This window comes from Sanguibacter suaedae (assembly GCF_016342785.1).
In the GTDB taxonomy this organism is placed as follows: domain Bacteria; phylum Actinomycetota; class Actinomycetes; order Actinomycetales; family Cellulomonadaceae; genus Sanguibacter; species Sanguibacter suaedae.
In genome coordinates this window covers 15,691-36,991 of record NZ_JAEINH010000003.1, presented here as the reverse complement: position 1 = coordinate 36,991, position 21,301 = coordinate 15,691, and the positions used below count along the sequence as shown (strand labels likewise).

Sequence of the window (21,301 nt, the reverse complement as noted above, 5' to 3'; positions counted from 1 at the left end):
GCCAGATGGTCGGTGTCTGGCCAGGGGGTGCCGATGGCCGACGGGCCCCCGGTACCCGAAGGGGCGTCCCCGGGTTCCGACGCGGCGTGCCTTCCTGGTACGGGCGGGCCCAAGAGCGCACGCCCCGTCCACGAGAGCACGCCGCGTGCCGCTCGAACCGGTGTTCACCGCCCCTGCGGTTGTCCACAGATTCCGGGGGTGAGGTGTGGTGGGGAGAGGGAACCTCTAGGGTCTCGCGCATGAGTGTTCGGAGAAGTGCGCCCTTCCGGGCTGGAGCCATGATCGCGACGACGGTGCTGACAGCCCTGGCCCTGGGCGGGTGCGCGAGCGCCCCGGACCCCTCCGGACCGTCCACGAGCGTCGCGCCGTCGTCGAGCTCCGTGACCGAGACGCCCGACCCGACACCTTCCGCCACCCCGACACCGCCCGAACGCCCCGCCGCGATGGACGGCACGGACAACGAGGCCGCCAAGGCCGCAGCGGAGTATTTTCTTTCGACTTACATGTTCACCTATTCGTCTGGCGAGACCGACCTGTGGAAGAGTGTCAGCGGCGCAGAGTGCAGTTTTTGCAGAAATGTATCGGCCTCGGTTGACGCTTCCGCGGAACGCGGCGAAAGGTCAACGGGTGGGGAATTGACATGGTCTGGCGAACCAGTGATTTCTCCTGTCGACGGAACTCCAGTTATTGAGGTGTCTTTCGATGTGCGTGAGAGCGAGGGGCAGGTCACCGACTCGGACGGCGCGACCATTGACCGGTCTCCTGCCGCCAACTTGTCGATCAGTGTCTTCGTCTACCGAGACGGTGACTGGAGGATTTTTGACGTAAGCGCAGGGCCTGCAGAGTGAGGTATCTCGCTCTAGCAATGCCATGGGCTGTTGCTGTCAGCTTCATGACCGCTGGACCATCGGGCGAAGACTGGGATTCCCGTCTTGGGGAAGGTGTTGATCGAAATCGGGTAGAAATCCGCGTGGCTGCAGCCGAGGCGGGTCTCCCCAGCGGAGGAGGGCCCGTGAATGACGATCCGAACGTCCGTGTCGTCGATGCTCAGTGCGTGGAGGGGACGTCGGGCATCGGTCTCACGACGGGGATCATCCGATGTTTGACGGGGAGTGCGAGTGAAGTCGTGCGCGACTGCGGCATGGAGCCGGGTTTTGTGTTCGACCCGAGGGCGATCGAAGTCCGTGCGGACGAGTCATCGGAATGGACGCGGGACCGGGTGGACTACGTCAGATGTGCCGTGGCGCCGGGTGCAGTGCCCATCACGGTGACGCAGGCGGACTTCCGGTCGTTGCCGTTGGCCGCGTCCCCGGTACAGGTCCAACCACCGACCCTGGTGTCGTTGGTGAACATCGCGACCATCACGTACACCGACAACACCCCACAGGTCCTCGACACCACGATCCTGGGCCAACCGGTGCGGGTGCGCGCCACACCGGCGTCGTTCACGTGGGACTTCGGCGACGGGTCCACGCCCCTGGTCACCACGGACCCCGGCGCCCCGTACCCCGACCACACCGTCTCGCGCTCCTACACGACCACCGGGACGTACACCATCACCTTGACCACCACATGGACCGGCGAGTACTCCCTCGACGCCGGAACCACCTATCAACCCATCCCCGGCACCGCCACCACCACGACCACCACCGACCCCCTCACCATCGAAGAACGCCGCACACTCCTCACCGACGACGACGGGTCCTGAGCGGCCAGCCGCGTCCCCGCTCCGGTCAGCCGATCGCGTAGACCGGTGCTGGGAGCGCCACACCGGAGCCGTCGCGGCGCGGGTCGGCCTCGGGGAGGTCGATGGGCTGTCCAGCGGACCCGGTGGCGTGCGGGGGAGCGACACCCACCCAGGCGAGGATGAGCGCGTCCTCGCCCTTGAGGAACCGGTGGGCACGCACACCACCGGTGGCACGCCCCTTCGCGGGGAACACATCGAAGGCGGTCGTCTTCACGCTCCCGGTCTGCGTGCCCGGCAGCGCATCGCTCGCACCCGCGATCGTCACCACCGCTGCAGCGTCTGTACCCGCAGGAACCGCCCCGAAGAACACCACCCGCTGGCCGTCGGGCAGCTTCATGCCCGCCATGCCGCTGGCCGCACGCCCCTGCGGACGCACGGCCGACGCCGGGTAGCGCAGCAGCGCGGCCTCGGAGCTCACGAACACGAGCTCGTCCTCGTCCGACACCGGAGCGGCACCCACCACCGAGTCGCCGTCCCTGAGGCCGATGACCTCCCAGCTCTCCCGGTTCGGGACGTCACCCCTCGCGACACGCTTCACCACGCCCGCAGCCGTCCCCAGGGCGAGTGTCGGGGCGTCCTCGGCGAGGCTGACGACGGTCACGACCCGCTCCCCGGGCTCGAGCGTGCACACCTCGGCCACCGGGACACCTCCCGACAGGCTCGGGGCACCCTGCGTGGGCGGGAGCGACGGCAGCTCCAGGACGGAGACCCGGACCACCCGACCCGCGGACGTCAGGACACCGATCTCCGCACGGGCGGTCGTCGGCACCACGGACCGCAGGACGTCGTGCGCGTGCCGGTGGTCGTCGCGCTGCGGCTCGTCCGCGCCGCTCGAACGGGCCAGGAGCCCCGTCGCGGACAGCATCGCCCAGCACGGCGTGTCCTCGACCTCCAGCGGCACGGCCGACGTCTTGACGCTCACCGTGCCGATCGCGCCGCTCACCCCCGCCCCCGCCGAGTCGAGGAGGATGGTGCGGCGCGGCGTGCCGTAGACCCGTGCGACCTCGGCCATCTCGTCGCTCACCAGGCGGCGCAGGCGCGCCTCGTCGGCGAGGATCGCCTCGAGCTCGGCGATCTCCTCACCGAGCGTCTGCTGCTCCTTCTCCAGCTCGATGCGCGAGAACTTCGTCAGGCGGCGCAGCTGCAGCTCGAGGATGTAGTCGGCCTGCAGCTCGGACAGGTCGAACACCTCGCGCAACCGTGCGCGCGCAGCCCCGGTGTCGTCGGACGACCTGATGACCTGGATGACCTCGTCGATGTCGACGATCGCGACCAGCAGCCCCTCGACGAGGTGCAGGCGCGCCTTCTTCCTCGCCAGGCGGAACGCGCTGCGCCGTCGGACGACGTCGATCCGGTGGTCCACCCACACCCGCAGCATCTCGCGCAGACCCAGGGTGCGGGGCTGCCCGTCGACGAGGGCGACGTTGTTCATGCCGAAGGAGTCCTCCATCGGCGTGTAGCGGTAGAGCTGCTCGAGGACGGCCTCCGGGTTGAAGCCCGTCTTCACCTCGATGACCAGGCGCAGACCCTTCGCGCGGTCGGTGAGGTCCGTGACCGCCGTGATCCCGGAGAGCTTCTTCGACTGCACGCCCTCCTTGATCTTGTCGATGATCTTCTCCGGGCCCACGAGGTAGGGCAGCTCGGTGACGACGATGCCCTTGCGCTTGGGCGTGACGTTCTCGATCTTCGCGGTCGCGCGCGTCTTGAACGACCCGCGACCCGTCCGGTACGCGTCACGGATCCCCTCGAGGCCTACGATCTTCCCGCCGGTGGGCAGGTCCGGCCCGGGCACGAACCGCATGAGGTCCTCGAGCGGGGCGTCCGGGTTCGCCACGAGGTGGCGCGCCGCGGCGATGACCTCGATGAGGTTGTGCGGCGCGAGGTTCGTCGCCATCCCGACGGCGATCCCCGACGCCCCGTTGACGAGCAGGTTGGGGATGGCCGAGGGCAGGACCTCGGGCTGGGTGAGCTTGTTGTCGTAGTTCGGCACGAAGTCCACGACGTCCTCGTCGAGCCCCGTGGTCATGACCAACGCTGCGGGCGCGAGACGTGCCTCCGTGTACCGGGGAGCCGCGGGGCCGTCGTCGAGCGACCCGAAGTTCCCGTGGCCGTCCACCATGGGCAGGCGCAGGGAGAACGACTGGGCGAGGCGGACCAGCGCGTCGTAGATCGCGGTGTCACCGTGCGGGTGGAGCTTGCCCATGACCTCGCCCACGACGCGCGCCGACTTCACGTGCGAGCGGTCCGGGCGCAGGCCCATGTCGGACATCATGTACAGGATGCGCCGCTGGACGGGCTTGAGCCCGTCGCGCGCGTCCGGCAGGGCCCGCGCGTAGATCACCGAGTAGGCGTACTCGAGGAACGAGCCCTCCATCTCCGTGGCCACGTCGATGTCGACGATCTTCTCGGTGTAGTCACCGGGTTCGACCGGCTGTGCGCTGCCGGTCCGTGTACGCGCCATCGGTGTGCTGCTCCTACGGGGTGGGTGGAGTGCGGTCTGGTCCATCGTCGCCCCTCCACCGGGCAGGTGGCGGGCGCGCCACATTGTGGCACGCCCCACCCACAGGGCGACTCTCCGCACGTGCGCCGTCGCCACCGGCGGTGCACGGCATAGCCTGGGGCGATGAGCAGCGCAGACGACGACGTCCAGGCGGAGGGCTCGACCACCCCCGGGGCGGAGCCGTACCCCGTGGACTGGGAGGCCGATGTCGTCCTCCGAGACGGCAGCACCGCCCACGTGCGCCCCATCCGCGCGGACGACCGCGAGACCCTCCAACGCTTCCACCGGCGTCAGTCGGAGCGGTCCACGTACATGCGCTTCTTCACCGCGATGGAACAGCTCTCGCCGCGGGACCTCACGCGCTTCACGGTCCTCGACCACCGGGACCGTGTGGCCCTCGTCGCGGTGACCGTCGCCCCCGACGGCAGCGAGGAGATCATCGGGGTCGCGCGCTTCGACCGCATCGAGGCCGACGAGGCCGAAGTCGCGTTCAACGTGAGCGACAGCCACCAGGGACGCGGGCTCGCGTCCGTGCTCCTCGAGCACGTCGCGGTCGCGGCCCGCGAGGTCGGCATCGCCCGGTTCACCGCCGAGGTCCTCCCGCAGAACGGCAAGATGCTCGCCGTGTTCCGCGAGGCCGGGTACGAGACCACGCAGCACGTCGACGACGGGATCGTCACCGTGAGCATCGACCTCGACCCCACCGAGCGCTCCCGCCAGGTGATGGCCGACCGCGAGCACCGCGCCGAGGCGCGGAGCATGCTGGGGCTCTTCACCCCTGGCAGCGTGCTCCTCCTCGCCTCCGCGCGCGGCACCGCCCATGCCCGCGAGGCGAGGCTCGCCGCGGCGGCGCTCGCAGGGGGCCTCGTGCGCGGCCAGCGCCTCGTCGTCGTCGGTCTGCCCGCGCTCGCCGTGCGCGACGCCCTGGGCACCCACGGGACGAGCGACACCTTCGAACGGTACGAGACCGTCGACGAGGTCCCCGGCACCGTGGACCTCGTGGTCGTCACCGCGAGGGCCGCCGACGTGCCGGCGGCCGTCGTGTCCCTGTCGCGGCTGGCGCCCCGCGGGCTCGTCGTCCTCAGCCAGGGCTTCGCGGAGACGGGAGACGAGGGCGTCCGTCTCCAACGTGAGCTCGTCCGCGCCGCCCACGCGGGCGGGATGCGCGTCGTGGGGCCCGCGTCGTACGGGCTGTTCGCCCGGCGGCCCGACGCCACCTTCGACGCGACCCTGCGCGCCGACCCGCTGCCCTCCGGGACGATCGGGCTCTTCTGCCAGTCCGCACCCACGGCCGTCACCGTCCTCGCGACCGTCGAGCGGCGCGGGCTGGGCGTCTCCTCGTTCCTCTCCGCCGGGAACCGCGCGGACGTGTCCGGCAACGACCTCATGCAGTTCTGGCACGACGACGACTCGACCACCGTCGTCGGCCTCTACCTGGAGTCCATCGGCAACCCGCGCAAGTTCTCGCGGATCGCCCGACGCCTGAGCCTCGCCAAGCCCGTGGTGGTCGTGACCGCCGGACGCTCCGGGCACATCGTGCCCCCGGGCCACACCGTCCGCGCCACCCGGGCGCCCCGGCGCACCCTCGAGGAGATGTTCCGCCAGGCCGGGGTCATCCGCGCCGAGAACACCCACCAGCTCCTCGACATCGTCCAGCTCCTCGCGCACCAGCCCCTGCCCCGCGGCCGACGCGTCGGTGTGCTCGCCAGCTCCGAATACCTCGCGGCGATCGTCGCCGAGGCGGCCGGTGCTGCCGGCCTCGTCGTCACGGGCACGCCCGGGATCCTCCACGAGGACGCCCCCGACGACGAGGCACGACGCGTCGTCGACGCGGTGTACGACGACGCGTGCGACGTCGTCGTCGCCGTCCACGTGCCCGTCCTCGGCGGAGGCGTCGCACGGTTCGGCGCCGAGGTCGCCCGCGCCGCGGCGCGCACGGGCCGTCCCACCGTCGCGAGCGTCCTCGGGCACCACGGCATCGTGCCTGCCCTCTCCGCCACCGCGCCCGACGGCTCGACGGTCCACGTCCCCGCCTACTCCACCCCGGAGGACGCGGTCCTGGCCCTCGGCTCCGTCGTCCGGTACGCCTCGTGGCGCTCCGGCGACCACGGCGAGCCGCTCGCCCCGACCGGCGTCGACGCCCTCGCGGCCAGGCGGGTCATCGAGTCCGCGGACGACGGGCCACTGCCCACCGAGGACGTCCGCAGCCTCCTCGCCTCCTACGGCATCGAGCTGTGGGAGTCGGTGCACGTCGAGGACGTCGAGGAGGCCGTCGCCGCGGCGCGTCGGCTCGGGTGGCCCGTCGCGCTGAAGAGCACCGCGGAGTCGCTGCGCCACCGTGCGGACCTCGGCGGCGTACGGCTGAACATCGCCGACGAGGCCGAGCTGCGGGCCGACCACGAGGCCATGTGCGCGGCGCTCGCCGAGCACGTCCCGGCGTCCCGACGCCCCGACGGGAGCGCCGACGTGCAGCTCGAGGTGCAACGCATGGCGCCCAGCGGGGTGGCGTGCGTCGTCCGCTCCACGGAGGACCTGCTGTACGGTCCGGTGATCTCCTTCGGGCTCTCCGGCGACGCCGTCGACCTCCTCGACGACGTGAGCTACGGGGTCCCGCCCCTGACCACCACGGACGTCGCGCAGATGGTGCGGTCCATCCGCGCCGCGCCCCGCCTCTTCGGGTACAAGGGCCTGCCCGAGGCGGACGCGGCCGCCGTCGAGGACCTCGTCGCCCGCGTCTCCCAGCTCGCCGACGACCACCCCGAGATCAGCTCCCTCGAGCTGTACCCCGTGGTCGTCGCCGAGCGGGGGGCGGCGGTGCTCAGCGCGCGCGTCACCCTCGGTGCGGCCAACCGCAACGACGGCCTGCGCAGGGCGCTGCCCCAGTGACGGTGGCCCGCACGTCGGCCACCGGTCGTGCGACGACGACTGACTAGGATGGTCGGGTGTCCTCGTCCTCCCTTGACCACCGTGCAGACCTCCGCCGACAGCTCGACCGTGCGGGCTACTACCCCGAGCTCGTCGCCGACGTCCTCGACGTCGCCCTCGCCGACGAGCCGGTCGAGGCGCACCTCGTCCACGTCGAGACCACCTTCGCCACGGCGGAGGTGCGACGGCACGTGACCGTGCTCGTCCTCACCGCGTCGCGGCTGGTCCTCGCCCACGTCGACGACCACTCGGGCGAGGAGGGCGAGGAGCCCCACGCGCACCCGCACGCCGGGGCGAGCGCCGCGGCCACCACCGAGGCCGTCCCGCTGTCGCAGGTGAAGTCGGTCGTGCTCACGCACATGGTCAACGCCCCGGAGAAGCACCGGGCCGGCCACCCGCCGGCCGAGCTCACCCTCGCGATCGGCTGGGGCGCGGTCTCCCGCATCGACCTCGAGCCCACCCAGTGCGCCGACCCGCACTGCGAGGCGGACCACGGCCTGTCGGGATCGGTCGCCAACGACGACGTCCTTGTCCGCATCAGCGCGCAGGCCGAGGGCCGCGACGCCGTGCGGTCGGCCGTGTCCTTCGCCCGGGCGCTGTCCGCCGCGACGGGGTACGCGGCTGGCGGACGGCGGTGACGCAGGAGCCGTCAGGGCCTCTCTCCGAGGCGGTCGTCCGGCACGGGTTCGTCCTGCCCGAGTACGACGGTCGGAGCCTCGCCGCCGTCCTGCCCGCCGCGGCCTCGGCGCTCGGCGTCGACGGTCCGGACGGCCGGTACGCCCGGTCCCGCGAGGTGCTGGGGCTGGCCCCCGCCGAGCGGGTCTGCGTCGTCCTCGTCGACGGGCTCGGGCTGGAGAACCTCCTGGAGCGCAGCGGCCACGCACCGTTCCTCAGGTCGCTCGTCACGGACGGGTCCGCGCTCGTGTGCGGGTACCCGTCCACGACGGCCGCCTCGATCGGCACGTTCGGGACGGGGACGTGCCCGGGCCGCACGGGGATGCTCGGGTACACGGTGCGCAACCCCCACACGGGCGGCATCGCCAACATGGTGTCCTGGGAGGGTGTCGGGTCGCCGACCGAGCTGCAGCGCGAGCAGACCGTGTTCGAGTCGGTCGTCGAGGCCGGCGTCCGGGTGACCTCGGTGGGCCCGGCGCGGTTCGCGGACTCCGGGATGACCGTCGCGGCGCTCCGGGGCGGCGGGTACCGGGGTGCGGAGTCCCTCGAGGCGCGCGTCGACGCCGCCGCGTTCGAGCTCATCACGCCCGGGCTCGTCTACCTCTACTGGGGCGACGTGGACAAGGTCGGCCACCATCTGGGTTCCGACTCCTGGCAGTGGGGGGACGCCCTCGAGCAGGCCGACCAGGAGCTCGACCGGCTCGCGAGGACCGTCCCTCGCGGGACACGGATCGTCGTGACCGCCGACCACGGGATGATCGACGTCGACCGCTCACGGAGGTGGGACGTCGCGGAGGTCGCGGGCCTGCACGAGGGAGTGAAGCTCGTCGCGGGCGAGCCGCGCGCCGTCCACGTCCACGCGCGGCGGGCCGCCGGTGTCGCGGCCGTCGTCGCGCGATGGCAGGACGTCCTCGGTGACGGCGCCGTCGTGGCCACCCGGGACGAGGCCGTCGAGCTCGGGCTCTTCGGGGAGGTCGCGGACCACGTGCGGCCCTACATCGGTGACGTGGTCGTGGCCGTGACGGGTCGTGGCACCGTCGTGGACTCCAGGACGCAGTCCGCGCGGTCCCTCGAGCTCGTCGGCGTGCACGGGTCGTTGACCCCGAGGGAGATGCGCGTGCCGTTCCTCACCCTCACCACCTGAGCTGTGCCCCGGGCGTCCTGGGGCGCCGCTCACTGGTCGGGCTTCGCCCCGAAGACGATCTCGTCCCAGCTCGGGACCTTCGACCGCGCCCGACGGGCGGCGCGGGCCTTGGGGGCAGGTTGATCGTCCGGGCTGCCGTCACCGTGCACGGTGCCCGTCTGCTCGGCAGGGTCCTCCGAGTCGGCACCTGGCGTCGGACCGCTCGCCGGTCCGTCGCCCTCGTCCCGCTCGTCCCCTCGCGCGGACGTGTCGCCGGTCGCGTCGAAGCTCTCCTCGGCGGGCCGGAGCCCGCTCGACGGCATGGTGAACACGCGGGCCGACCGGGGGTCGCCCGCGCCGGCCGCCGGGTGCGCGCCCGGGACGTCGTCACCGTGGCGCGGGTGCCCGCTCCCGCCGAGGTCGAAGGTGCTCGGCGGACCGAAGCCCTCGAACACACCGTCGTCGTCGAGGTCCACCTGCTGCCGCACGCCGCGGCGGCCCTGGAGGTCGTCGAGCAGCGCGGCCGTCGCGTCATCCTCCACGGGGGCGCGGTCCGTGCCGTGCGCCGTCTCGTCGACCGCGTCGAGCACGGGGCGGACCGAGCCGTCCACCTCGACGTCGAAGACCGCCCCGCGGACGGCGGAGAGGTGACGGCGCGGGATCGGCTCGTCGGCGATCTCCGTCTCGGACAACCACCGCGCCTCGTCCTCCAGCGCGTGCAGGGTGTGCGTCGCGTGGTCGAACGTCCAGCGCGCGACGCGCTCCGTGCCGCCCACCTCGAACGTCACGGAGACGATCCAGCCGTGCCCGTCCGGCCTCGCCGAGTCCCACTCCAGGGAGTCGGTGTCGACACCCCGCGCTGCCAGCCTGTCCGTGACGAGGTCGCCGAGGGTCGGGGAACCGTCGTCCTTGCCCACACGGGTGGCCGCGGCCTGGCTCGCGACGAACTCCCGCTCGGCGAGGACGGGCCCGTCGTACCGGTGGACCTGCTCGACGGTGATGCCCGACTCCGCCGCGATCTCCTCGGCCGTCTGACCGGCGCGCACACGCGCCTGGATCTCTCGGGGCGGGAGGAAGCCGGCCGACGTCGACCGGATCTGCTCCATCTGCGGGCGGTCCCGCCGGACGGCGGCCCGCAGCGCGTCGGTGATCGGGAGCATGAACTTCTCGCCCCCGGCACCGGCCAGCACGAGGTGCTCCCCGTCGTCGTGCAAACCGACGAGCCGCAGCCCGCCGGCGCTCAGCTCAACCATGCGTCCTCCCGTGACACCTGCATGAGTGCCAGGGTGCCACCTCGGGGCGGTCCAGGTGCGGAGGTGGCCCGGTGCGCCTCCGCAGTCGTCGGTCCAGGGTGGCCCGGTCCGCCCCTCGCGCCTGCCGTCGGGCAGGATGGGCGCATGACCACCTCGCAGAGCGCACCCGACGCCACCGACCTGCCCGACGCCACCGAGATCGCCGCCCTGCGTGACCTGGCCGAGCGGGTCGCCCGGGCGGCCGGCGACCTCGTGCGCAGCACGCGGCCCGACGAGGTGGAGGTGGCGTCCACCAAGTCGTCGCCCGTGGACGTCGTCACGCAGATGGACGCGGACTCCGAGGCGCTGCTGCGCCGGCTCATCCTCGCCGAGCGCCCCGACGACGCCGTCCTCGGCGAGGAGGAGGGGCACGTCGCGGGTGCGAGCGGTCTCACGTGGGTCCTCGACCCCATCGACGGGACCGTGAACTACCTCTACGGGATCCCGGCGTACGCGATCTCCGTGGCGGTCGTCGCGGGTCCGCCGGAGCCCGAGCGCTGGACGGCGCTCGCCGGATGCGTGGTCCAGGTGCCGGACGGCACCTGCTGGACCGCCTCGCGCGGCGGGGGAGCGACGCGCGACGGCCGGGCGCTCTCCCTGCGCCCGGCACGGCCGCTCGCGCAGAGCCTCGTGGGGACGGGGTTCGGGTACGCGGCGGAGCGGCGTGCTGCCCAGGCGGGGGTGCTCGCCCAGGTGCTCCCGCAGGTCCGTGACATCCGGAGGATCGGTGCCGCGGCGATCGACCTGTGCATGGTCGCCGACGGTCGCCTGGACCTCACCTACGAGCGCGGCCTCAACCCGTGGGACATGGCGGCCGGAGGGCTCGTGGTCGAGGAGGCCGGGGGCGTGGTGACGGGGCTGCGCGGGCGCGGTGCGAGCCCCGACATGACCGTCGCAGGACCGGCGGCGTCGGTGCGCGCACTGGTCGAGATCCTCGAGGGCGCGAACGCCGACAGCGGGGCCTGAGGAACTTCACCCGGACGACCCACCGTCGCCTGACCACCGCGTTTATCACCATTTCTCACCCGGTGACCTTCGTCACATTCGGGGAAGTTCGCGGTGGCCTCGTAAATGGTGCACAATCCCATCGCGGCCCGGGAACAACCGGGCCGTCACGTTCATTACATGCGTACGCGACGAGCTGCGTCACGCCGCACGTCCCTCAGGGACCTGCGGACCACTACATCTGCAACGGAGTGTGAGCCCACACATGGCAACCGACTACGACGCCCCGCGCAAGACCGAGGAGGACCTCAGCGAGGACTCGCTCGAGGAGCTCAAGGCGCGCCGATCCGACAAGAGCTCGGGTGTCGTCGACGAGGACGAGACGGAAGCGGCCGAGGGCTTCGAGCTCCCGGGCGCCGACCTCTCCGGTGAGGAGCTGTCCGTCCGGGTGCTGCCGCGACAGGCGGACGAGTTCACCTGCACGAGCTGCTTCCTCGTCCACCACCGCAGCCAGCTGGCCGGTGAGAAGAACGGGCAGCCCATCTGCTCGGAGTGCGCTGCCTGACACGGACGCACCGACGTACGCACCTCGGCCTGGCGGCCGCGGCAGGACCCGCTCAGCGGGATCCTGCGATCGCGGCGGCCAGGCCTTCCGCATCCCTGGACGAGACGATCCAGTAGGGGGTGGGGTCCGACGGGTCGATCACCTCGACGCGGACAGCCCCGCCCGTCCAGGTCCGCAGGCACGCGAAGGCCCTGGCGTCCCACGCGGGGCCCATGGCCCTCCCGACGCCCGCCCGGTCGAGGACGCTCACCGCGCCGAGGTCCGAGAGCGGGACGTGCGCCGAGCCCGCGCGCAGCTCACCCGCCGCCACCTCGACCACCGGGGAGCTCCACAGGACGAGGGCCACGCCGACGACGAGCACCACGGTCCCCACGACCGCCGAGACGGTCCAGGACGCGACGGACACCGCGACCGCGACCACCGCCGCGAACACCACCACCCCGGCCCACACGCCGGGCCCGGGCACGAGCCGCTCCCTGTGGCGGACGTCGTCGGGCCGGGCTGCGTGAGGAGCTGGGGTCATGCCCCCATTGTCTCAGCCGTGCCGCGCACTAGAGTGGCCCACCGTGACTACCGACCTGCCCGAGATCCTCATCACGCTGCTCGACGACGGGATCCCGGTCCCGGCGTACGCCCACCCCGGTGACGCGGGCGCCGACCTCGTGACGACCGTCGACGTGGAGCTCGCCCCCTTCGAGCGCAGGACCGTCCCCACGGGCGTGGCGATCGCCCTCCCGGACGGCTACGCGGCGTTCGTGCACCCCCGGTCCGGCCTCGCCGCGCGCCACGGCCTGACCATCGTCAACGCCCCCGGCACCGTCGACGCCGGATATCGGGGTGAGATCGCGGTGACGCTCTACAACTCGGACCCCCACGACAGCGTCGTCCTCTCACGTGGGGACCGCATCGCCCAGCTCGTCGTGCAGCGGGTCGCCCGGGCACGGTTCGTGGTCGCCGACCGGCTGCCAGGGTCCGCCCGCGGGACCGGGGGCTTCGGGTCCAGCGGGGGCTGGGGGACGCCGCCCGTCGTGGAGGAGTCGTCCGGTGCGCCGGACCAGGCCTAGGGTTGTCACGGGACTATCACGCAAGCGCCCGGTGACGGATGCCCTCGCGGGCAGCGCCGGGCACACCTGAAGGAGACGAATCGGTGGCTCTGTTTCGACGCGGTTCCAAGGATGCTGCTGCGTCCGCGCAGCACCCCGACCCCGGGACGCCGGAGGTCGGTGACGACGCGCAGGCGGCCGGTCGCACCGGCCCCTGGGACGCCGACGAGGTCGCGGACCGAGGGGCGCGCGTCGACCTCGGCGCCATCTGGCTGCCCGGCGTCCAGGGCATGGAGCTCCGCATGGAGATGGACCAGAAGACCCAGCGGGTCACGGGCGTGGGGATCTCCCTCGACGGCTCGGCGCTGCAGCTCCAGGCCTTCGCCGCCCCCCGCAGCGAGGGCATCTGGGACGAGATCCGCGACGAGATCGCGCAGTCGGTGACGAAGCAGGGCGGCTCCGTCGACGATGTCCCCGGGCCCTTCGGACGGGAGCTCCTCGCCCGTCTGCCCGCGCGCACCCCCGACGGGCGGACCGGGCACCGGCCTGCCCGGTTCATCGGCCACGACGGCCCTCGCTGGTTCCTCCGCGGGGTGATCAGCGGGAAGGCCGCCATCGACGTCGAGGCTGCTGCGGCGCTCGAGGCCGTGTTCGCGGACACCGTGGTAATCCGCGGCACCGACGCCCGCCCCCCGCGCGACCTCCTCGCGCTCGCGCTCCCGGGGAAGCCGCGCGCGGCCGACGTCCCGACGCCCGGGACCGACAACGGCTTCGACCCCCTGACCCGGGGCCCCGAGATCACCGAGATCCGCTGATGGGCGTCCGGAGCGCCATGCACGCGGTCCTCGCCTCGCAGGAGGAGCTCACTGCCGACGAGGAGCGCACCGTCTCCTCGGCGCAGACGGGTCGCACCCCGTGCGCGGGGGTCGGCGACCGCACCCGTGTGGTCCTGTCCGGGGTCGTGCGGTCGGTCGTGCTGCGACCCCGCGAAGGAGTGCCGGCGCTCGAGGCCGAGCTCTACGACGGCACGGCCTCCGTCGACCTCGTGTGGCTGGGCCGACGCCGCATCGCCGGCATCGAGCCGGGACGCCGTGCGCGCATCGAAGGACTCGTCAGCATGGTCCACGGCCGACCCACCATCTACAACCCCCGGTACGAGCTCCGTGCGCGACCGGGAGAGTGAGAGCACACCCATGACGGTCCCAGCGCCGAGCGACGACGCTCCCGACGAGGTCACGACCGGGGGGCCAGGCGTCCGGTCGCTCACCGCTGACGAGTTCTCCATCGCGGACTCGGTGGGGGGTGTTCGGGGAGTCGTCGAGGCGATGGCGCCGGGGCTCGTCTTCGTCGTCGTGTACGTCATCACGAAGGAGCTCACCCCGGCTCTCGTGTCCTCGCTCGGGGTCGCCCTGCTGGCCGTTGCGGCTAGGCTCCTGCAGCGGACGCCGATGACCCAGGCCTTCGGCGGCCTCCTCGGGGTCGCCGTGGGCGTCTTCTGGGCGTGGCGCTCCGGTGACGCGAGCGACTACTACCTCGTCGGGCTGTGGACGAACCTGGGCTACCTCGTGGCGCTCCTCCTGACCGTGCTCATCCGGTGGCCCGCCGTGGGCGTTGTGGTCGAGGCGCTACGCGCGGGGTTCGGCGCCGCGCCCGGGAAGACCGACCCGGTGACAGGTCCTGCTGCCGCCGAGCACGACGCCGCGGAGCAGACGCCCAGCGACCCGGGACCGGCCACGGCGCTTGTCTGGCCCACCGAGTGGCGCAGGGACCCGTTCCTGATGCGCCGCTACCTGCTCGCCACGTGGTTGTGGATCGGGCTCTTCGCGGTCCGACTGGCCGTGCAGTACCCCCTGTGGGTCACGGGCCAGGCTGGGTGGCTGGGGACGGCGCGTCTGGTGATGGGGATCCCTCTGTGGGCGCTGGTGCTGTGGGGAACCTGGATCCTCGTCCGCCGACCAGGAGGTCGTGGAGCTCCGACTCCGACGCGTCACGGCCCGTGACGATGAGGAGCTCGTCCCCGACCTCCAAGGTGTCGTCGATGCTCGGGGCGATCGGCTGCTCGCCACGGACGATCGCCGCGAGCACGGTGTCCGTGGGCCACACGATCTGACCCACGCGCAGCCCCGTCACGGGGGACTCCTCCGGGAGGGTGATCTCGAGGATGTCCGCCCCGGACTGGTGGAACGTGAAGATCTTCACCAGGTCGCCGACGGCCACGGCCTCCTCGACCATCGCCGTCATGATCCGCGGCGTCGACACCGCGACGTCCACCCCCCAGGACTCGTCGAACATCCACTCGTTCTTGGGGTTGTTCACCCGGGCCACGGTGCGCGGCACCCCGAACTCCGTCTTGGCGAGCAGTGACACGACGAGGTTCGCCTTGTCGTCACCCGTGGCGGCGACGATGACGTCGCACTCGTCGACCTTGGCCTCGCGGAGGGTGGGGAGCTCGCAGGCGTCGGCCAGGAGCCAGTCAGCGTCGGGCACCTGGGCGACGCGCATCGACGTCGGCTGCCTGTCGATGATCGTCACGTCGTGGTCGTTGAGGAGCAGCTCACGGGCGATGGACCGGCCGACCGACCCGGCTCCGGCGATGACGACGCGCATCAGTCCTCCAGGTTCGGTGCGTGGGTGAGGACACGTTCCATCGTGGCCGCGTGGTCGGCGTCGACGAGCATGTGGAGGATGTCGTTCTCCTGGAGGACGGTGTCCGGTGCCACGACGACGCCGTCGCCGTACCGGGTGACGAAGGCGGACCGTGCACCGCTCGCCTCGTCGATCGTCCGGACGGACCGCCCGAACCACCCGGGGTGGACGTCCACCTGGCAGAGACGGACACGGCCCGACGGGTCGCGGTACTCGTCCGTCGCCCCGAGGGGGAGCATGCGGCGGAGCACCTGGTCGGCGGTCCAGCGGACGGTGGCGACGGTGGAGATGCCCAGGCGCTGGTAGATCTCCGCGCGGTGCGGGTCGTAGATCCGGGCGACCACGTTCTCGATCCCGTACGTCTCCCGGACCACCCGGGCGGCGAGGATGTTCGAGTTGTCGCCGTCGGAGACCGCGGCGAACGCGAACGTGTCGTCGATGCCCGCCTGGTGGAGGGTGTCCCGGTCGAACCCTAGGCCTGTGACCTTCTTGCCGCCGAAGTCCGACGGCAGGCGCCGGAAGGACTCGGCGTTCTGGTCGATGACGGCCACGGAGTGCCCGTAGCTCTCGAGGGAGTGGGCGAGCGTGGCGCCGACGCGCCCGCAGCCCATGATGACGAAGTGCACAACTGGGAACGCTATACCAGGTTCAGCCGAGGGGACATCCGCGGGTGACCCGTGCGCGCGCCGGTGGACTTTCCCCGGCAGAGGCCTAGCATTGCTCAACGTGTCGGACATCGTCGATGCCGCCAAACGCCTGCTGCTCGGACGCCCTGTCCGCAGCGATCGCCTGGGGCACACACTCCTCCCGAAGCGCATCGCCCTGCCGGTGTTCTCCTCGGACGCGCTCTCGTCGGTCGCCTACGCGCCGGACGAGATCCTCCTCACCCTCGCGGTCGCCGGGTTCACCGCCACGGCCGTCTCCCCGTGGGTGGGGCTGGTGGTGGTCGTCGTCCTGCTCACGGTCGTCGCCTCCTACCGGCAGAACGTGCGCGCCTACCCGTCGGGAGGTGGGGACTACGAGGTCGCGACCGTGAACCTCGGCGCGAACGCCGGGGTCGGCGTCGCGAGCGCGCTCCTCGTCGACTACGTCCTCACGGTCGCCGTCTCCATCTCCGCGGGCGCCCAGTACGCCTCCAGCGCGATCCCCGTCCTGCGCGACCACGAGACCGCCGTCGCGGTGGGGCTCGTGGTGGTCCTCACCGTCGCGAACCTCCGCGGCGTCCGGGAGTCCGGGCGGCTCTTCGCGCTCCCGGTGTACCTCTTCATGGCGGCCATCGGGTCGACGGCCGTGGTGGGTTTCGTCCGGCACCTGGCCGGTGGTCTGCCCCCCGCGGAGAGCGCGTCCTTCGAGCTGGTGGCGCAGCCGGGGGTCGACGAGGGGCTCGTCGGGATCGCCGGCGCCTTCCTCGTGGCCCGCGCCTTCGCGTCCGGGTGCTCGGCCCTCACGGGCGTCGAGGCCATCAGCAACGGGGTGCCGGCGTTCAAGAAGCCCAAGTCGAGGAACGCGGCCACGACGCTCGCCCTCCTCGGGCTGATCTCGGCGGCGATGATCATGTCGATCCTCTACCTCGCACGGGTGACCGGGGTGCGGTACGCCGAGGACCCGCACACCCAGCTGACGCTCGATGGTGCACCCTTGCCGTCGGACCACGTGCAGCACCCTGTGATCAGCCAGCTCGCCGAGTCCGTCTTCAGCGGGCTGCCGCCGGCCTTCTACCTGGTGTCGGCCGTCACGGGGCTCATCCTCGTGCTCGCGGCGAACACCGCGTTCAACGGCTTCCCGGTGCTCGGGTCGATCCTCGCGAAGGACGGCTACCTGCCCCGCCAGCTCCACACCCGCGGGGACCGCCTCGCCTTCTCGAACGGCATCATCACGCTCGCTGCGTCGGCCATGTTCCTCATCGTGGTGTTCGACGCCCAGGTCACCAGGCTCATCCAGCTGTACATCGTCGGGGTGTTCGTCTCGTTCACGCTCTCCCAGCTGGGGATGGTCAAGCACTGGACGTCGCACCTGCGGACCGAGGCCGAGCCGCGGGAGCGGGCGCGCATGCAGCGCTCTCGCGTCATCAACGGCATCGGCCTCACCATGACGGCCAGCGTCCTCGTCATCGTGCTCGTCACGAAGTTCACCCACGGCGCATGGGTGGCCCTCCTCGCCATGGGGCTCGGCTACGCGCTCATGAAGGCGATCCACAGGCACTACGACCGGGTGTCGGAGGAGCTCGCGCTCGGGGACGACCCGGCGGCCCTCCGCGCGCTCCCGAGCAGGGTCCACGCCATCGTGCTCGTGTCGCGCCTCCACAAGCCGACGATGCGCGCGGTGGCGTACGCGCGGGCGTCGCGCCCCAACACGCTCGAGGCCGTCACCGTCGGGGTGGACCCGGAGTCGATCGCCCGGCTCACGGCCGAGTGGGAGGGTCTGGACCTCCCGGTGCCGCTGCGGGTCCTCGACTCCCCGTTCCGGGAGATCACACGCCCGATCCTCGGGTACGTGCGCTCCGTGCGACGGGAGAGCCCGCGCGACCTCGTGGTCGTGTACATCCCCGAGTACGTGGTGGGGCACTGGTGGGAGCAGCTGCTGCACAACCAGAGCGCGTTGCGCCTCAAGGGGCGCCTGCTCTTCACCCCGGGCGTGGTCGTCGCCTCCGTGCCGTGGCAGCTCGAGTCCATCCGCGGCCAGACAGGGCTCGAGGGCACGGGGTACGGCGCGAGCGGCCGCAAGCGCGGCTACTAGCAGGTTCGCGCGGTCGCGGTCGCGGTCGCGGTCGCGGTCGTCCCGCGTCGCCGGGGCGTCGGGGGATACTGGGGGCGTGCCTACCGACCCGTCCGACGTGACCGTTCCCACCGACCCGACTTCCGCCGCCCTCCCGGAGACCCCGGCCGAACCCGTCGAGCTTGAGGTGGGCCCCGTCGCGCACGGCGGCCACTGCGTGGCGCGGCACGAGGGCCGGGTCGTGTTCGTGCGGCACGCGCTGCCGGGGGAGAAGGTCCTCGCGCGGCTCACGGACACGGGGGAGGCGGCGAGCTTCTGGCGCGCCGACGCGGTGAAGGTCCTCGAGGCGTCCCCGGACCGAGTACGGTCCGCCTGGCCCCAGGCGGGCCCCGGAGGGGTCGGCGGAGGCGAGCTCGCGCACGTGTCGCTCGACGCGCAGCGCACCTGGAAGGCCTCCGTCGTCGCCGAGCAGATGAGCCGGCTGGCGAAGCTGGAGCGTGACGTCGTCGTCGAGGGCGCGCCGGGGGACGACGCTCGCGGCGGCCTCGGGTGGCGCACGAGGATCGAGCTCGTCGCCGACGACGAGGGCCGGGCCGGCATGCGCCGCCCACGCTCGCACGACGTCCTGCCGCTGCACACCATGCCGCTCGCGACCGAGCAGGTCCTCGAGGCGGCCGAGGCGGAGCGCGTGTTCTCGCGGCGCTGGCGTGCCGGGTCCCGCATCGAGGTCGTGGCACCTGCCTCGGGCGCCGACCCCCTGGTGCTCGTCGACGGTCTCGTGTGGCGCAGCGGGCACGTGGACAAGCGCCCCAACGCGCGGCGCACCGTCACCGAGTCGGTGCGGGTCGACGGCACGGACCTCGACTTCCGGGTCGCGGCCGACGGGTTCTGGCAGGTCCACCGGGAGGCGCCCTCGCTCCTCGCGCAGGTCGTGCTCGACGCGGCCAGGGGCGGTGCCGACGGAGACCTCACGGACGCGACGGTGCTCGACCTCTTCTCCGGCGCCGGCCTTTTCACGGTCCCCCTCGCGCGCGCCGTCGGCCCGGTGGGCCGCGTGGTCGCGGTCGAGGGGGACGAGCGCGCCGCCAAGGACGCCCGGCGCAACGCCCACGCCTACGAGCAGGTGGAGATCCACCACGGCCAGGTCGCGACCGTCCTGCGGACGTCCGGGCACGGTGCCGTGGGTGGCGCGGACGTCGTGGTCCTCGACCCCCCGCGCACGGGCGCCGGGGCGAAGACGGTGAGAGAGGTCGTGGCGCTCTCCCCGTCACGGGTCGTGTACGTGGCCTGCGACCCGGCGGCGCTGGCTCGCGACGTCGCCTACTTCGCGGAGGCAGGCTACAACCTCTCCGACCTGCGGGCCTTCGACCTGTTCCCCATGACGCACCACGTGGAGTGCGTGGCGGTCCTCACCCGCTAGGAGAGGCCTGCGTCACACCGATTTCACCTCCGTAGGACGTGCGCGAAACGAGTGCTGCGGCACACTGGATGCACTGGCACCACATCCGGGGGGAGATGGTTATGAACGAGACCGACGACCAGGGCCGAGGGATCGAGACGGGGCGTGACGAGCTGCGCTCGGTGAGCAACCCGAAGCGCGTCCGGCTCTGAGCCGAGGCGTCCGAGGCGCCGGGGACCACTGGTCCCCGGCGCCTCGTGCTGTGTCCGGCGGCTGCGGGCCGGTGCGGGTCGCCTCGCGCGATCCGTCAAGTCTGTCCACCTTTGACGGGGATGCCCCACATGGCTACGGTACAACGTTGTACTACCCCCGTGGCCAGGCGATCTGGTCCTGGCACGGGCCTCCAGCAGGTCGAGAGGAACCCCTATGCGCCGAACACACAGCGCAACCAGTCCCCGCGGAGCGAGCCGCCGTCCGCTCCGCGCCGCGCTCGCCGCGGTGCTCACCGCAGCCCTCGCCGTCGTCGGCACCCTCGCGCTCCCGACGGCCGCCAGCGCCGCGACGGTCGACTCGGGCGCGTGGTACGTGCTCGTCAACCGCCAGAGCGGCAAGGCCATGGACGTCTCGGGCAAGTCCAGCGCCGACGGCTCCAAGATCATCCAGTGGACCCGCACCGATGCGGCCAACCAGCAGTTCCAGCTCATCGCGAACGGTGACGGGACCTACCGTGTCAAGAGCCGCAGCTCCGGCAAGGTCCTCGACGTCTGGGAGTGGAGCACGACCTCCGGTGCCGAGGTCCGCCAGTTCACCGACCTCGGTGGAGCCAACCAGCGCTTCCGGCTCGTCGACGCCGAGGGGGGCCGAGTCCGCCTCGTCAACCAGAACTCGGGCATGGCCATCGGGGTCACCGACCGGTCGACCAAGAACAGCGCCACGATCACGCAGTCCAAGGACAACAACCAGTACAACCAGCAGTGGCAGCTCGTGAAGGTCTCCGGCGGAGCGCCCGTGACCGCGCCCTCGACCCCCGCCGTGGGCGCGTGGCCCAAGGCGACCTCGGACGTCAAGGTGTCGTCCACCCAGAAGGTCCCGACGTCGTTCGACGGCAAGCTCAGGCGTTACTACGGGATCTCCGCCGGTGACCAGAGCGAGTCGCAGCCCGCCATGTTCCAGCTGGCCGACGGCGCGACCCTCAAGAACGTCATCATCGGCACCGGCGCCGGCGACGGCGTGCACTGCCTCGGCACCTGCACGCTCGAGAACGTCTGGTGGGAGGACGTCGGCGAGGACGCCGCCACGTTCAAGGGCACCAAGGCGACCCAGACGTTCACCATCAACGGCGGTGGCGCTCGCAAGGCCCACGACAAGGTCTTCCAGCACAACGGCCCGGGGACCTTCGTGATCAAGAACTTCGAGGTCGAGGACATCGGGAAGCTCTACCGGTCCTGCGGCAACTGCGCCACGCAGCACAAGCGCCACGTGATCGTCGACAACGTCCGCGTCATCGCCCCGGCAGGGTCGATCGTGGGTCTCAACACGAACTACGGCGACACGGCGACCATCTCCAACCTCACCGTCGTCGGCGACCCCTCCAAGAAGATCCCCGTGTGCGAGTGGTACAGGGGCATCCTCAAGAGCCAGGGTGGCGACGCCAAGAAGCTCGGCAACGGGCCCAGCTCGCAGTGCATCTACACGCGCGAGGCCGTCGTCTACAAGTGACGACCAC

At 71.9% G+C, this 21,301-nt stretch carries 18 protein-coding genes and 1 pseudogene; 14 read left to right on the top strand and 5 right to left on the bottom strand.

Annotated features, from left to right (window positions below; genetic code table 11):
- The first annotated feature begins 380 nt into the window (after window positions 1-380).
- Together JAV76_RS04235 and JAV76_RS14835 are read left to right on the top strand one after the other, a co-directional pair.
- Complete coding sequence (locus JAV76_RS04235) at window positions 381-848, top strand: DUF6318 family protein (protein ID WP_198732791.1); 468 nt, start codon at window positions 381-383, stop codon at window positions 846-848.
- Between the two features lie 392 nt (window positions 849-1,240).
- A complete protein-coding gene (locus tag JAV76_RS14835) occupies window positions 1,241-1,708 on the top strand; it encodes a PKD domain-containing protein (protein WP_198732790.1) in 468 nt (155 codons plus the stop codon).
- Between the two features lie 25 nt (window positions 1,709-1,733).
- On the opposite strand, the gene JAV76_RS04225 is transcribed toward JAV76_RS14835, so the two are convergent.
- Window positions 1,734-4,208 (bottom strand): DNA gyrase/topoisomerase IV subunit A, encoded by a 2,475-nt coding sequence (locus JAV76_RS04225; protein ID WP_198732789.1) that lies wholly within the window; start codon window positions 4,206-4,208, stop codon window positions 1,734-1,736.
- A gap of 162 nt (window positions 4,209-4,370) precedes the next feature.
- Here JAV76_RS04225 and JAV76_RS04220 point away from each other — a divergent pair, with 162 nt between their 5' ends.
- The 3 genes from JAV76_RS04220 to JAV76_RS04210 are packed head-to-tail and all read left to right on the top strand — an operon-like array spanning window position 4,371 to window position 8,991.
- The gene (locus JAV76_RS04220) at window positions 4,371-7,133 is read left to right on the top strand and encodes a bifunctional acetate--CoA ligase family protein/GNAT family N-acetyltransferase (protein ID WP_198732788.1); all 2,763 of its coding nucleotides are present in this window, start codon (window positions 4,371-4,373) and stop codon (window positions 7,131-7,133) included.
- A 56-nt stretch (window positions 7,134-7,189) separates the two neighbouring features.
- A complete protein-coding gene (locus tag JAV76_RS04215) occupies window positions 7,190-7,810 on the top strand; it encodes a DUF5998 family protein (protein ID WP_198732787.1) in 621 nt (206 codons plus the stop codon).
- Window positions 7,807-8,991: an alkaline phosphatase family protein gene (locus JAV76_RS04210; protein WP_198732786.1), complete on the top strand. Its 1,185-nt coding sequence runs from the start codon at window positions 7,807-7,809 to the stop codon at window positions 8,989-8,991. The genes JAV76_RS04215 and JAV76_RS04210 overlap by 4 nt, the downstream gene beginning before the upstream one ends.
- Window positions 8,992-9,020: 29 nt before the next feature.
- Here JAV76_RS04210 and sepH read toward each other — a convergent pair whose 3' ends face one another.
- Window positions 9,021-10,223 (bottom strand): septation protein SepH, encoded by a 1,203-nt coding sequence (gene sepH, locus JAV76_RS04205; RefSeq protein ID WP_198732785.1) that lies wholly within the window; start codon window positions 10,221-10,223, stop codon window positions 9,021-9,023.
- Window positions 10,224-10,367: 144 nt separating this feature from the next.
- Here sepH and JAV76_RS04200 point away from each other — a divergent pair, with 144 nt between their 5' ends.
- A complete protein-coding gene (locus JAV76_RS04200; protein WP_198732784.1) occupies window positions 10,368-11,228 on the top strand; it encodes an inositol monophosphatase family protein in 861 nt (286 codons plus the stop codon).
- A 244-nt stretch (window positions 11,229-11,472) separates the two neighbouring features.
- A complete protein-coding gene (locus JAV76_RS04195; protein ID WP_198732783.1) occupies window positions 11,473-11,772 on the top strand; it encodes a DUF4193 domain-containing protein in 300 nt (99 codons plus the stop codon).
- Between the two features lie 52 nt (window positions 11,773-11,824).
- Here the strand turns inward: JAV76_RS04195 and JAV76_RS04190 are convergent, their stop codons facing one another.
- Window positions 11,825-12,295 carry a DUF3093 domain-containing protein gene (locus JAV76_RS04190; RefSeq protein WP_198732782.1) on the bottom strand — a complete coding sequence of 157 codons (471 nt, stop codon included), beginning with the start codon at window positions 12,293-12,295 and terminating at the stop codon, window positions 11,825-11,827.
- A gap of 43 nt (window positions 12,296-12,338) precedes the next feature.
- Between JAV76_RS04190 and dut the strand changes: the two genes are divergently transcribed.
- From dut to JAV76_RS04170, 4 genes and pseudogenes are all read left to right on the top strand, one after another.
- Window positions 12,339-12,836: a dUTP diphosphatase gene (dut, locus tag JAV76_RS04185; protein WP_307843984.1), complete on the top strand. Its 498-nt coding sequence runs from the start codon at window positions 12,339-12,341 to the stop codon at window positions 12,834-12,836.
- 83 nt (window positions 12,837-12,919) lie between these two features.
- Window positions 12,920-13,630: a DUF3710 domain-containing protein gene (locus JAV76_RS04180; protein WP_307843983.1), complete on the top strand. Its 711-nt coding sequence runs from the start codon at window positions 12,920-12,922 to the stop codon at window positions 13,628-13,630.
- The gene (locus JAV76_RS04175; protein WP_198732779.1) at window positions 13,630-13,998 is read left to right on the top strand and encodes an OB-fold nucleic acid binding domain-containing protein; all 369 of its coding nucleotides are present in this window, start codon (window positions 13,630-13,632) and stop codon (window positions 13,996-13,998) included. The genes JAV76_RS04180 and JAV76_RS04175 overlap by 1 nt, the downstream gene beginning before the upstream one ends.
- Window positions 13,999-14,008: 10 nt before the next feature.
- Window positions 14,009-14,713 (top strand): annotated as a pseudogene (locus JAV76_RS04170) (DUF3159 domain-containing protein); the annotation flags it as partial.
- Here the strand turns inward: JAV76_RS04170 and JAV76_RS04165 are convergent.
- Window positions 14,673-15,422 carry a potassium channel family protein gene (locus tag JAV76_RS04165; protein WP_198732778.1) on the bottom strand — a complete coding sequence of 250 codons (750 nt, stop codon included), beginning with the start codon at window positions 15,420-15,422 and terminating at the stop codon, window positions 14,673-14,675. The pseudogene JAV76_RS04170 and the gene JAV76_RS04165 overlap by 41 nt on opposite strands.
- Complete coding sequence (locus tag JAV76_RS04160) at window positions 15,422-16,072, bottom strand: potassium channel family protein (protein WP_198733049.1); 651 nt, start codon at window positions 16,070-16,072, stop codon at window positions 15,422-15,424. The genes JAV76_RS04165 and JAV76_RS04160 overlap by 1 nt, the downstream gene beginning before the upstream one ends.
- 115 nt (window positions 16,073-16,187) lie before the next feature.
- On the opposite strand from JAV76_RS04160, the gene JAV76_RS04155 reads away from it, so the two are divergent.
- From JAV76_RS04155 to JAV76_RS04145, 3 genes are all read left to right on the top strand, one after another.
- Complete coding sequence (locus tag JAV76_RS04155) at window positions 16,188-18,197, top strand: APC family permease (RefSeq protein ID WP_198732777.1); 2,010 nt, start codon at window positions 16,188-16,190, stop codon at window positions 18,195-18,197.
- Window positions 18,198-18,294: 97 nt separating this feature from the next.
- A complete protein-coding gene (locus JAV76_RS04150) occupies window positions 18,295-19,596 on the top strand; it encodes a class I SAM-dependent RNA methyltransferase (RefSeq protein WP_198733048.1) in 1,302 nt (433 codons plus the stop codon).
- A gap of 405 nt (window positions 19,597-20,001) precedes the next feature.
- Window positions 20,002-21,294: a pectate lyase gene (locus JAV76_RS04145; RefSeq protein ID WP_198732776.1), complete on the top strand. Its 1,293-nt coding sequence runs from the start codon at window positions 20,002-20,004 to the stop codon at window positions 21,292-21,294.
- Window positions 21,295-21,301 lie beyond the last annotated feature (7 nt).